Genomic DNA, 12798 nt, shown 5'->3' on the forward strand with positions numbered 1-12798 from the left:
AACCGCCGCCCTTCAGGGCAGCGCGAAGTTGACGTGGCGTCAGTGCGCGAGGCGGAATTCGCCGCGAACCGTCTGCGCGGCCTTGAGCGTATCCGACGGTCGCACGCCGAACAGCTTTTTGTAGTCGGTCGCAAACTGGCTCAAATGCCAGAAGCCCCACGCGGCCGCGACGTCCTGCACGGAATGCGCGCTGCCGCGCGACGCATCGCAGAGGTCGCGGCGCGCGCCGTTGAGCCGGATCACGCGCAGATAGCTCGCGGGCGCCATGCCGAGCACGTCTTCGAAGCAATATTGCAGCGTGCGCCGGCTCACATGCAGATGCTCGCAGAGTTCCGGCACGCTCACCGGACGGTCGCGGTTCGCCAGCACATAATCGCGCGACTCGCTGACGACGCGGCGCCGGCGCGGCCGCGACGACGGCGCCTGCAACGGCTCGGCATCCATCGTCGTGCCGCATGCGTCGAGCAGCACATCGAGCACCGACGCATGGAGCTGAGGCCGCGCGCATGTCGCCAGCGCGGCATCGCCCTCGGCCAGAATATGCGCGAGGCGCGCGCAAAGCTGCGCCTTGCGAGCCGGATCGATCTGCAGCACACCCGCGAGCGACGCGCGATCGATCAGCGCATCACCATCACCGTGTCCGGCCAGCGCCGCATGTCGACGCAAGATGCCGCCATGCACGACCACGCCCAGGATTTCATAGCCGGCCGGCGTCACCAGTTCGAACTCGATACCGCCGGGTCTCAACGCAACGGTATCGACGTCGATCAGGCAGCCGTCGATACGCCCCGTCGCACCGCGATTCACAGGAACGCCGAACCAGTATGCGTCCGATTGCACTTCGCATGTCTGGCGCAACGTCTCGCTCGTCGTTTCGCGGAACACGTGCATGTCGTCTACATGCAGGCCCGTGAGCTGGCCGATAAAGCGGCCCGACGTCAGTTGGTCATAGGTCTGCCGCCAGCCGTGCAGATTGCGCGCCTGTTCGTCGGCATCGTGCGCGATGCGTGTTTGCACGCGATATAGCTCGTGCCGCGGCAATGGCGTGGCTGTTTGGCTCGCGGCGGCATCGGGAAGGTCGGTGTCGGTCGTCATGGGGATCACCGGGGAGCAAAGGTCGTGCGATGGATGCCCTCCACACTCTAGCTGCTCAAAAAAGCGCTGTGCACAAGTCGTCGCGGCCGGCGCGTGCGCAACCGTTGTTCAGTTCATGAACAGCGGCCGTGACACTGTTCAGTATCGACGCGCCTCGCGAAGCAGAAGTCTAGGTATGCGAAACGACTATGCAATGCGACGGTGCCGGATGCACCGCGTGCAAACATGATTCGCCGCAATTGGCATGGTTCTGGCGTAACGAGCGCGCGGCTAATGCAGTAAAGCTGCCGACCCAAACGACCGACACATGTGAGGAGCATTCAGATGAATCATGCGGAAATGCAGTTTCTAAGCACCGATTACCCGTACAAGAAGCAGTACGCGAATTTTATCGGCGGCGAATGGGTGAAGCCAGCCGGCGGCGAGTACTTCGACAATATTTCGCCGATCACCGGCGAAGCGTTCACATCGATTCCGCGCTCACGTGAAGCAGACATTGAACTCGCGCTGGACGCCGCGCATCGCGCCAAAGCGAGCTGGGGCAAAACTTCCGCCACCGAGCGCGCGAACATCCTCGCGAAAATCGCCGACCGCATGGAAGCGAATCTGGCCCGTCTCGCGGTAGCCGAAACGATCGACAACGGCAAGCCGCTGCGCGAATCGACGGCCGCCGATATCCCGCTCGCGATCGACCACTTCCGCTATTTCGCGAGCTGCATCCGCGCGCAGGAAGGCTCGATCTCGCAGATCGATGAAGACACGGTCGCGTATCACTTTCACGAGCCGCTTGGCGTGGTCGGGCAGATCATCCCGTGGAATTTCCCGATCCTGATGGCCGTGTGGAAGCTCGCGCCCGCCCTCGCCGCCGGCAATTGCGTCGTGCTGAAGCCCGCGGAACAAACGCCTGCTTCCATCCTCGTGCTGATGGAACTGATTCAGGGCCTGCTGCCGCCCGGCGTGATCAATGTGGTGAACGGCTTCGGCCTCGAAGCGGGCAAGCCGCTCGCATCGAACAAGCGCATCGCGAAGATCGCGTTCACCGGCGAGACGACGACCGGCCGCCTCATCATGCAGTACGCGAGCCAGAACATTATTCCGGTTACGCTGGAATTGGGCGGCAAGAGCCCGAATATCTTCTTCGCCGATGTGATGGATCGCGACGACAGCTTCTTCGATAAAGCGCTCGAGGGCTTCGCGATGTTCGCGCTGAATCAGGGCGAGGTGTGCACGTGCCCGTCGCGCGTGCTGATCGAAGAGAAGATCTACGACAAATTCATCGAGCGCGCGATCAAGCGCGTCGCCGCCATTTCGCAAGGGCACCCGCTCGATTCGAAGACGATGATCGGCGCGCAGGCATCGCAGGAACAGCTCGAAAAGATCCTGTCGTATATCGACCTCGGCAAGCAGGAAGGCGCGCAATGCCTGATCGGCGGCGAGCGCAACACGCTCAACGGCGAACTGAGCAAAGGCTATTACGTGAAGCCGACCGTGTTCCGCGGCAACAACAAAATGCGCATCTTCCAGGAGGAGATCTTCGGGCCGGTCGTTTCGGTCACGACGTTCAAGAACGAAGAAGAAGCGCTCGATATCGCGAACGACACGCTGTACGGACTCGGCGCTGGCGTGTGGACGCGCGACGGCACGCGTGCATATCGCTTTGGGCGGCAGATTCAGGCCGGGCGTGTCTGGACCAATTGCTATCACGCGTATCCGGCGCACGCGGCGTTCGGTGGTTACAAGCAATCGGGTATCGGCCGCGAAACGCACAAGATGATGCTCGACCACTATCAGCAGACGAAGAACCTGCTCGTCAGTTATAGCGACAAGGCGCTTGGCTTCTTTTAAGCGCTGATCGTCTCTCTGGATGTTGGCTTGGTTGTTCGCCTGGTTGTACGCCTGGTTGTCCATATGCAGGCCGCCGCGGTGGTGGCCTGCTTCCTTTTACCGGGGAAACGAATGTCTGTTGAACGTGTAGTCGCGACCGATGCCGCCGTTTCGCTGATTCAAAAACTGGCCGCCGAACACGGCTCGATTCTGTTTCATCAATCGGGCGGATGCTGCGACGGCAGCGCACCGATGTGTTTTCCGACCCGTGAATTCATGGTGGGCGCGTCCGACGTGAAGCTTGGTGCGATTGGCGGCGTGCCGTTCTATATGAGCGAATCGCAGTTCGAATACTGGCAGCACACGCAGTTGATTATCGATGTGGTGCCCGGCAATGGCGGGATGTTTTCGCTTGAACGGCCAACCGGACTAAGATTCCTGACGCGTTCGCGACTCTATGACGATGCGGAAAACGAATGGCTTGCCGCGCACCCGGTGGAGCGGGCCGACGCTTGACCAAGACGTTTTGTTTAGCGCGCGTTGGGTGTGTTGTTGTCTTTATCCTTATGTGTATCGATATCGCTAAGGAGCGTCGCATTGCCAGCCGTCGGTGTGGCTTCAAGCAATGCATCGCTTTCGTCCTTTAGCCCAATGCCGGTCAGTCCGAGTCGACGCGCGTGCGTGAGCAGATAGTGCAGCTTGTGTGCTGCGGCGTCGAAGTTCAGGCCTTCAGGACGCACATTGGAAATGCAGTTGCGTTGCGCGTCGCTGCAGCCGACTTTCGGCGCGTAGGTCAGATAGATGCCGAGGCTGTCCGGTGAGCTCAAGCCGGGCCGCTCGCCGATCAGCATCGCCACCATGCGTGCGCGCAGTATTTCGCCGATTTCATCGCCTAAGGCCACGCGCGACTGACGGGCCACGACAATCGGACCGATTTTCCAATCCTGCTGAAGCCTCGCGTGAATCGCTTCAAGCATCGGGATCGCTTGCTTTGATGCCGCGAATGCGGAAAGTCCGTCCGCGATCACGAACACGACATCGGGCTGACCGAACTTTGACGCAGCCTCTAAAAGCATATCGCGGCTTTCATCGGACAGCCGGCGCCCGAGATCGGGCCGGCGCAAATAGTGTTCGCGGTCAGGCGCCGCGCTATGAACATCGAGCGTTGCCGCGAAGCCATGCGCGCGCAGCTGTTCATGCAGTGCGTCTACGTCGAGCGGACGATGCACCGCGTCGCGCGCTTGCGCATGCGACAGATTAAATGCAAGCAATGGCGCCGTCGGCACGCTGTTGCCTGCGCGGCCCAATGCGATGCGCGCCTGGGTGAAAGCGCGCAACGCGTCCCATGGATTTTTCTCGACGGAATCGCTCATGGCGCAACCCCAACCCATTCGCGCGCGCCTGCGAGCAGCGGCTGCTGCTCGGTTGCGCTATTCAGCAGCGCACCGCGTTGGTCGGTAATCTGCATCGACTCGAGCCATGCTTCGAATTCCGGCGCGCGTCGCAAGCCGAGCACCTCGCGCAAGTACAGCGAATCGTGAAACGACGTGCTTTGATAGTTCAGCATCACATCGTCGGCGCCGGGAATGCCCATGATGAAGTTGATGCCGGCGGCGCCGAGCAGCGTCAACAGGTTGTCCATGTCGTCCTGATCGGCTTCCGCATGGTTCGTATAGCAGATGTCGCAACCCATCGGCACGCCGAGCAGCTTGCCGCAGAAGTGGTCTTCAAGACCCGCGCGCGTAATCTGCTTGCCGTCGTACAGATACTCCGGGCCGATAAAGCCGACCACGGTGTTCGTCAAAAGCGGCTTGAACTGGCGCGCCACCGCGTACGCACGCGCTTCGCAGGTCTGCTGGTCGATGTCGTGATGCGCGTTCGCCGAAAGCGCACTACCCTGGCCGGTTTCGAAATACATCACGTTGTCGCCGACGGTACCGCGCTTGAGCGATAGCGCCGCTTCATACGCCTCCTGCAGCATCGCAAGCGAAATGCCGAAGCTCGCATTGGCTTTTTCAGTGCCCGCGATCGACTGGAAAACGAGGTCGACCGGCGCGCCCTTCTCGATCGCCGCAACCGTGTTCGTCACGTGAGTCAGCACGCACGATTGCGTCGGCATCTGATAACGCTGGCGGAAGTCGTCGATCATCTGCAGCAGCTTCGTGATGGCGGCGAGGCTGTCCGACGCGGGGTTGATGCCGATCACCGCGTCGCCGCAACCGTACATCAGGCCGTCGAGCATCGAAGCGGCGATGCCTTTGACGTCGTCGGTCGGATGGTTCGGCTGCAGGCGCACCGACAGATGGCCCGGCAAGCCGATCGTGTTGCGAAAGCGCGTGACGACCGGCCGTTTGCGCGCCGCCACGATCAGATCCTGATTGCGCATCAGCTTCGACACGGCCGCGACCATTTCCGGCGTGAGGCCCGCCGTGATGCGTTCGAGCGCTTTTGAATCCGTGCTCGCTGCGAGCAGCCAGTTGCGAAAATCGCCGACGGTCAGATGCGAGATTTCGGCGAAAGCATCGGGCGCATGCGTGTCGACGATCAGGCGCGTGACTTCATCGCTTTCATAGGGAACCAGCGCTTCGTTGAGGAACGTGCGCAGCGGCACGTCGGCCAGCGCCATTCTGGCGGCGACGCGCTCCTCTTCGCTCACCGCCGCGACGCCGGCGAGCTGGTCGCCGGAACGCAGCGGGCTCGCTTTCGCGAGCAAGGTCTTCAGGTCGGCGAAGCGGTAGGTGCGCGCGCCGATCGTCTCCGTGTAGCTCATCGTTGCACTCCCTCTCTGGCGTCGGCCGGCGCCGCGCGGTCTGTGCCGCCGTGCATGCCAGCGATGCCGCCACGATAGCGCCAAATACCGGGATCGTCACGTGCGTCACGCGCATCACGCGGGTCACGCGGCTCGCCGGCGAGCTGGCGCAGCGCCGCAAAATGTCCGCTCCCACGCGTACGGATGAAAACCGTTGGAACCGATGCAGCCGATGTTACGTGGCCGGAAATATCCACGTTATCGAAAATCGGCAAAGTTTCGGGTGAGTGTTTCCAGGAACTCAACGGTTCGCGAGAGTCGCTTCGGCACCGCGCATTCATTTTCCTGTCCTTGAAGTGTGCGAGCGTACGTGGGCTTTAGGCTTGACGGACCTGTTTAATCCGCCCGCCATAGCGACCACTCACAAGGAATGCGGCAAATGAATCGAACAATATCAGCCGACGAGGCCGCCAAAGATGCATTGCCGGGGGGCCGGCCATCCGGCGGCCGGCGCTCCGGCGGCGGGCGATCCGGCATCGGGGTTTCGGCCAATCTGGTTTTGATTGCGCTTGTCGTGCTCGCGATGAGTATTGAGCTCGCCGGGATGCCGCTGCTGCTCGAGCATATGGGCTCAGCCGCGCTGTGTCTGATCGTGCCAATCGTGCTGCTCACGCCCACGCACTGGGGCGTCATTCACGAGTCGATTCACGGTCAATTGCTGCCGCGGCGCACAGCCAACGAAAACGTCGGCCGCGCGCTCTCCATTTTGCTCGCGCTGCCGTTCGAGGCGGTTCGCTTCGGACATTTGATGCATCACCGCTTCACGCGCGAACCGTATGACCAACCCGATATCCATCAGGCTGGCGAGCGCTTCTGGCTCGCGCGGCTTCGATATCTGGGCATGCTGTGCGGCGGTCTTTATCTGGGCGAACTGCTGTCACCCTGCATCGCGTTTCTGCCGGTCAAAGTCATTGAACGTCTGGCGAGCCACACGTTCAATGCGGCGGGTGAGCAAGGCGACGAGATTCGCCGACGCTTTGTCGATTTCGCGAGTTCCGCGCGGCGGCGCAAGCAGACGCGGCTCGACTTCGTCGCGACGCTCGCAATCTATGGCGCGGCGTTCGCGTTGTACGGGCGCTGGTGGCCCGTACTACTCCTGATCTGCTATTTGCGCGGCGTATGGATTTCGATTGCCGACAATATGCCGCATTACGGCGTCGCACTCGACCGGCCCGGCCGCGCACACAATTTCAATCTCGCGCGCGGGTGGCGGACCATGGTGATGAACCATCATCTGCACGGCCTGCATCATCTGCATCCGACCTTGCCGTGGTCGGCGCTGCCGCGGCTCGCGGCGGATGCGGAAGATGCGGGTTCAACGGTTGACGGCGGTGGGTACTTCAGCGCATTGGTGCGGCAGTTTCGGTGGCCGAATCATTCTTCGAGCAACGCATCGACGGGCGCCGCTTCACGCTGATGCCGCGTCACGAGGAAATAGCCGTACCCAAGCAGCAGAAAAGCGACGAACACCCCCGCGACCAGGAGATTGAAGTACACCATCGTCGCTAGCGAAATCACCGCGGCGACCAGTGCGAAGGCCGGGAAATACGGAAACAGCGGCGCACGGAACGGCCGCTCCATGTCCGGTTCGATGCGCCTCAGCTTGAACAGCGCCAACATGCTGATGATGTACATCACGATCGCGCCGAACACCGACATCGTCACGATGTTCGCCGTGAGCGTCTGGCCGCCGAACTGGATCAGCTCATCGCTATAGATCGCCGCGATGCCGACCACGCCGCCCGCGAGAATCGCGCGGTGCGGCGTCTTGAAGCGCGGATGCACTTTGGCAAGCCACTCCGGTAAATATCCAGCTCGCGCGAGCGCAAAAATCTGCCGCGAGTACCCGAGGATGATGCCGTGAAACGACGCGACGAGTCCGAATAACCCGAGCCACACGAGCATATGCAGCCAGCCGCTGTTCGCGCCGACGATGTATTTCATCGCTTGCGGCAGCGGGTCGTTGATATTCGCGAGCTTGGTCCAGTCGCCGGCCGCGCCTGCAAACACCATCACGCCGGCCGCGAGTGCGACGAGCGTCAGGATGCCGGTCACGTACGCGATCGGAATCGAGCGCTTCGGGTTTTTCGCTTCTTCCGCGGCCATCGCGACGCCCTCGATCGCGAGGAAGAACCAGATCGCAAACGGAATCGCCGCGAACATGCCGTGGAATGAGCCGAGCGAAAAGTGGTCGGCGCCGGCCCAGCCGCCCTTCACAAAGTTTGCCCACTGAAATCCCGGCGATACGACGCCCATAAACACGAGCAACTCGAAGATCGCGAGCAGTGTCACGCAGAGTTCGAACGTAGCCGCGACCTGCACGCCAACGATATTCAGCGCCATAAACACGAGATACGCGCCCATCGCCGCATGCTTCGGTTCGAGACCCGGAAATTGCACATGCAGATACGCGCCGATCGCAAGCGCAATGGCCGGCGGCGCAAACACGAATTCGACAAGCGTGGCCGCGCCCGCGAGGAAACCGCCAGTCGGACCGAACGCATGCCGTGCGTACGCAAACGGTCCGCCGGCATGCGGAATAGATGTGGTGAGTTCGGTAAAGCTGAAGATGAAGGTCGTGTACATCGCCGCGATAAAGACCGCGGTAATCACGAAACCCAGCGTGCCGGCGCTTGCCCAGCCGTAACTCCAGCCGAAATATTCACCGGAGATCACGAGGCCGACTGCAATGCCCCATAGCTGCCAGGTCCCTAAGGTCTGCTTCAGTTCGTGGTGCGTAACGGCGCCGACATGCGACTTCGACTCGGATTTCATGATGGGCTCCCTGAGATGGGCGTCCGTCGCGGTTCGGCCGGCGAACCGCAGACGCGCACGCATCAGCGGATGCTAGGCAGCCACAAATCCGGGTGTTATCGAAAATCGGCAAATCTGCTCAAGCCGCCGGCGCCACCGATGCGCCGCTAATGCCGTGCCGCGCCAGCGCCGCCGCCACGAACCCGCTGCGCTTCTGGTCTTCGACATACGCGCGAAGAAAAGCGGCAGCGTCGTCGCCGCGGCTTTTCGGCACGCCCATCGCCTGCTGGATCACCATAAAGCGCTCGTTGAGCAGCCGCAGGCCCGACGTACGCGCGGCATCGGCTTCAAGTTGCTGTTTGACGCCCGCCGCCACTTCGAGCTGCTGATCAAGGAAGGTTTGCACGACGGCCGGCGAACTCGGCGCGCGCACGATCGTCGCCTGCTTCAGTTCGCGCGTGAGGAACAGGTCATACGCGCTGCCCAGCCCCACCGCGACGCGATTCGTCGAGACGTCGACTTCGGCGTTGCTGCGAACCGGCGACTCGTTGCGCACCAGGTAATAACCTTCGATCAGCACGTACGGCGCGGTGAATGCGATGCTCGCGCCACGCAGCGGATCGATCGCGAAGAAGCCAATGTCGGCGCGTTCATCGGACACGGCCTCGACGGACTTGCCAGCCGTGTCAAACACGACCAGTTCGATCTCCACACCAAGCCGCTCGGCAAGCGCACGCGCGAGATCGACCGAGACGCCGCCGGCCTCGCCTGTCTGCGGGTTGCGGTTCGCAAGAATCGGATTGCCGAGGTTGATCGACGCGCGCAGTTTTCCTTTGGGCGCGAAAGCGGAACGTACGGTATCTGGGTTCATGGGTCGAATGCGGTTCGTAAGGGAAGGTGGGCGCACGACAACGTGCAACGGCAATGGCTTCGAGTACTACGCATATGCGATGTTACGTTACGCGCGGTATCGCCGTGTTTAAGGAATGCGCGTTTCCAATTTCTAGACAATGAACGTGCGATTCAACTGCCCCTCGCGCGCTTGCGAGTGCAGCAGCATGCACATGCATTCACGCCGCACGAGCACGCGGCACGCAGCAAGCCGCACACCGCACGCAAAGTCCGCAGGATTTGTTAAATCGACTCGTGCTACCTTGCTTTCAACCCGATTACCGCTCGCGTGCCCTTATGAACGATCAGAGCCATCAGTCCCGCTATCTTGCGCGGCTGCAGCGCGTGCTGGACTACATCTACGACCATCTCGACGAACCGCTCGATATCGACCGGCTGGCGCAGATCGCGTGCTTATCGTCATACCACTGGCATCGCATCTATCAGGGTTTGTACGGCGAGACGATCGCAACGACGGTGCGCCGTCTGCGGCTGCATCACGCGGCGGGCCTGCTCGCGAACGGCACGCAGCCGATCGCCGAAATCGCGGCGCAATCGGGCTACGGCAGCTTGCAGTCGTTCACGCGCACGTTTCGCGCGGTGTATGGGATGCCGCCTGCGCGGTATCGGAAGGAAGGCAGTCATCGCCGGTTTCGGCCGGTCATTTCTGGAGGTGCTGAAATGGAACATCGAGACGTGAAAATACGCGACGTGCCGGCAATGGAAGTCGTATCGATCGAGCACGTGGGCGACTATATGCAGATCGGCAAGGCCTTCGATGCGCTCGCGGGCTGGCTCGCCGCACGCGACCTGTTGACCGACGATATGCGGATGATCGGCATCTACTACGACGATCCGGGCGTCGTCGCCAAGGAGCAATTGCGCGCGAAAGCGGGCGCGCTGCTGCCGAAGCAGGTCGAGGTGTCAGCGCCGTTCGGTATCACGCCGGTGCGCGGCGGCCGGTATGCGGTGCTGCGGCACAAAGGTCCGTATAGCGACATGCATGCGGCCTATGAGTGGCTGTTTGGCGAATGGCTCGTCAAGTCTGGGCATGAAGCGGATGACGCGCCGGTGTTCGAGGAGTATCTGAACGACCCGAAGCATACGGCGCCGGCCGAATTGCTAACGGAGATTTATGTGCCGCTGAGGTAAGCGAGGGCTAAGGCTTAAGGCGGATGGCAGATGCGTGGCTGGCGCCGACGCGATTGGTTATCCGCCGACCGGCCCTAGACGGATGCCTAGCACGCAGCCTGCCGCGATGATCGTCAGCACCGTCGCTGCGATCGCGACATATCGACGGTTACGCTGTCGCGCGAAAATCACCAGCATCAGCGTGACACGCAGAACGGGCAACAGCACGAACAGGCCAACACCCGCCGTGATCACGTTCGCGCCCCACGGCGCTTCTCTCGCCTGCAACATCCCGGCACCGGTCGCGGCATTGAGAACGAGACCGGCGCCGATCACCACGCACGCCACCCACGTGCCGTACTGAAGCAACGCCGCGAGCCAACGGTCCAGTTGCGGAAGAGTCAATCGCGGTGCGTTCATCGATGGATCAAAGCCGTGAGGTCGATACCGAATCCTTGCAGCAACATCGCGCACGCGACGAGCACAAGAACGCTCATGAACAGCAGCCGAAGTTTTTCGTTCGACACCTTCATCAAAACGCGCGCGCCGATCACCGCGCCAATGACCGACCCGAGTGCAACGGGCCCTGCGATCGAGCTCACTATCTCGCCGCGCACGAAGTAAGCGCCTGCACTTGCGGCCGCCGTCACGCCGATCATGAAGTTCGACGTCGCGGTGGACACCTTGATCGGCAGGCGCAGCGCGTGATCCATCGCGGGAATCTTCAGAATGCCGCTGCCGATGCCCAACAACGCCGAGACGAGGCCCGCGACGTACATCAGCGACAGACCGGCCGGGACGCGCCGCACTTCGTAGGCCACCTCGCGATTCAGACGCGGATCGCGATAACTCGAATGCAGATCGAGCGCGGCCGCAAGTCCGCCGCGCGACGCAGGCATCGCGCCTGCCACCGGATCGGTGCGGCGCAGATACATCTGCCATGCGGACACCAGCAGAACGACCGCGAACAGAAATTCGAGCGCGGCAACCGGAATCAGTCCCGCCACCAGCACGCCGGTCAGCGCACCGAGCGTCGTGCCCACTTCGAGCACGAGCGCGAGACGCACATTGGTCAGGCCGTGGCGTAGAAAATCGGCGGCGCCGCCACATGAACATGCGATAACCGACACGATGCTCGCGCCAACCGCCACATGCAGGTCGAAGTGAAACAGCACGACGAGCATCGGCACGATAAACAGGCCGCTCGCCATGCCGAGCATGCCGCCGAGCGCGCTGGAGCTGAGGCCCGCGAAGAACAGCCAGAGTGTGGTGGTGAGGTTCATCGTGCGTCGCAGTGGGTTGACGGCATGAGAACGGCGATAGATGGCGCGTCAGCGCCGGGCAACCGATGCCGCTGACTTACGTTCGTCGATCTCATTATAACATGTTATAACAAGCACGAGATGTCGCGCATCTCTCTGGCCGCGTAGCCATCCGGAAGCTGACGCGACAATCAGTTGCTATATCATCGGTACGCAACGACACCGCGCCACACGCCCACCTTGCGACATTCGAAATCCGCCACCGTCAAGAAACGAGCCGCGCTCGAAGCCAGCGCACCGGCGCCGCTTTATTCGCAGATCCGCGAGGCACTGCGCGCCGACATCGAGCGCAAGGCGCTTGAGCCCGGCGCGCAGCTCCCGCCGGAAAGCGCCTTGATGGAGCAGTTCGGCGTGAGCCGCATCACCGTGCGGCAAGCGCTCGCGCAATTGCAGACGGACGGCCTCGTGTTCAAGGTGCCCGGCAAGGGCACCTTCGTCAGCGAGCCGAATGCGACGCAGGAAATCAACCATCTTGAAGGGTTCGCCGAGGCGATGGGTCGGCAAGGGCGCGGCACGACGAACCGTGTGCTATCGCATACGGTGACGCGCTGCAACGACATCGTCGCCGCGAAGCTCGGCATCGAGCCGGGCAGCTATGTAACCGAGATACGGCGCGTGCGTTACCTCGACAGACGGCCGGTGTCGCTCGATATCACGTATCTGTCAGTGGAAATTGGCGAGGCGCTTAGAGGCTCGGAAGCCCTCGTGACACGCGACCTCTTTTCGATTCTCGAAGACGATATGAAGATCCGTCTGCGCCATGCGGACCTCGACATCGCTGCGATTTCCCCGGACGCGGCGATGCGCGAGATCCTCGAGATGCACGACGACAGCCCTTTGCTCAAGATCGAGCGCCTGACGCATAACGCGCAGAACGAGCCGGTCGATTTCGAATACCTGTTCGTGCGCACCGACTATCTGCATTACACGTTACGGCTCGAGCGAAAACGCAAGAGCTGATTGGCGGTCACG

12 protein-coding genes are annotated in these 12798 nt (G+C 61.9%); 5 read left to right on the plus strand and 7 right to left on the minus strand.

The features are described 5' to 3' along the window. Positions 1 to 39 precede the first annotated feature (39 nt). Positions 40 to 1095, minus strand: a complete 1056-nt coding sequence (locus KZJ38_RS00880) for a helix-turn-helix domain-containing protein (RefSeq protein WP_219798362.1) — start codon at positions 1093 to 1095, stop codon at positions 40 to 42. Between the two features lie 324 nt (positions 1096 to 1419). Between KZJ38_RS00880 and adh the strand changes: the two genes are divergently transcribed. Then, the gene (gene adh / locus KZJ38_RS00885; protein ID WP_219798363.1) at positions 1420 to 2940 is read left to right on the plus strand and encodes an aldehyde dehydrogenase; all 1521 of its coding nucleotides are present in this window, start codon (positions 1420 to 1422) and stop codon (positions 2938 to 2940) included. A gap of 63 nt (positions 2941 to 3003) precedes the next feature. After that, positions 3004 to 3435, plus strand: coding sequence for a DUF779 domain-containing protein (locus tag KZJ38_RS00890; protein WP_425518279.1), 432 nt, complete (start codon positions 3004 to 3006; stop codon positions 3433 to 3435). 14 nt (positions 3436 to 3449) lie between these two features. Here the strand turns inward: KZJ38_RS00890 and eutC are convergent, their stop codons facing one another. Further along, the gene (eutC, locus tag KZJ38_RS00895) at positions 3450 to 4292 is read right to left on the minus strand and encodes an ethanolamine ammonia-lyase subunit EutC (protein ID WP_219798364.1); all 843 of its coding nucleotides are present in this window, start codon (positions 4290 to 4292) and stop codon (positions 3450 to 3452) included. Continuing rightward, positions 4289 to 5689: an ethanolamine ammonia-lyase subunit EutB gene (locus KZJ38_RS00900; protein ID WP_219798365.1), complete on the minus strand. Its 1401-nt coding sequence runs from the start codon at positions 5687 to 5689 to the stop codon at positions 4289 to 4291. Before KZJ38_RS00900 ends, eutC begins: the two co-directional genes overlap by 4 nt. A 418-nt stretch (positions 5690 to 6107) precedes the next feature. Between KZJ38_RS00900 and KZJ38_RS00905 the strand changes: the two genes are divergently transcribed. Further along, positions 6108 to 7145, plus strand: a complete 1038-nt coding sequence (locus tag KZJ38_RS00905; RefSeq protein ID WP_219798366.1) for a fatty acid desaturase — start codon at positions 6108 to 6110, stop codon at positions 7143 to 7145. Here the strand turns inward: KZJ38_RS00905 and eat are convergent. Both eat and KZJ38_RS00915 read right to left on the minus strand, forming a co-directional pair. Then, complete coding sequence (eat, locus tag KZJ38_RS00910; RefSeq protein ID WP_219798367.1) at positions 7103 to 8503, minus strand: ethanolamine permease; 1401 nt, start codon at positions 8501 to 8503, stop codon at positions 7103 to 7105. The genes KZJ38_RS00905 and eat overlap by 43 nt on opposite strands. Positions 8504 to 8621: 118 nt before the next feature. After that, on the minus strand, positions 8622 to 9353 hold the full coding sequence (locus tag KZJ38_RS00915; RefSeq protein ID WP_219798368.1) for an ABC transporter substrate-binding protein: 732 nt from the start codon (positions 9351 to 9353) through the stop codon (positions 8622 to 8624). A 317-nt stretch (positions 9354 to 9670) separates the two neighbouring features. On the opposite strand from KZJ38_RS00915, the gene KZJ38_RS00920 reads away from it, so the two are divergent. Beyond that, positions 9671 to 10525, plus strand: a complete 855-nt coding sequence (locus KZJ38_RS00920; RefSeq protein ID WP_219798369.1) for an AraC family transcriptional regulator — start codon at positions 9671 to 9673, stop codon at positions 10523 to 10525. Positions 10526 to 10582: 57 nt separating this feature from the next. On the opposite strand, the gene KZJ38_RS00925 is transcribed toward KZJ38_RS00920, so the two are convergent. Both KZJ38_RS00925 and KZJ38_RS00930 read right to left on the minus strand, forming a co-directional pair. Next, on the minus strand, positions 10583 to 10924 hold the full coding sequence (locus tag KZJ38_RS00925) for a DUF1634 domain-containing protein (protein WP_219798370.1): 342 nt from the start codon (positions 10922 to 10924) through the stop codon (positions 10583 to 10585). Continuing rightward, positions 10921 to 11787, minus strand: a complete 867-nt coding sequence (locus KZJ38_RS00930; RefSeq protein WP_219798371.1) for a sulfite exporter TauE/SafE family protein — start codon at positions 11785 to 11787, stop codon at positions 10921 to 10923. Before KZJ38_RS00930 ends, KZJ38_RS00925 begins: the two co-directional genes overlap by 4 nt. 219 nt (positions 11788 to 12006) lie before the next feature. On the opposite strand from KZJ38_RS00930, the gene KZJ38_RS00935 reads away from it, so the two are divergent. Continuing rightward, positions 12007 to 12786, plus strand: a complete 780-nt coding sequence (locus tag KZJ38_RS00935; RefSeq protein WP_219798372.1) for a GntR family transcriptional regulator — start codon at positions 12007 to 12009, stop codon at positions 12784 to 12786. Positions 12787 to 12798: the final 12 nt, after the last annotated feature.

It is taken from the genome of Paraburkholderia edwinii (genome assembly GCF_019428685.1).
GTDB classification, from domain to species: Bacteria; Pseudomonadota; Gammaproteobacteria; order Burkholderiales; family Burkholderiaceae; genus Paraburkholderia; species Paraburkholderia edwinii.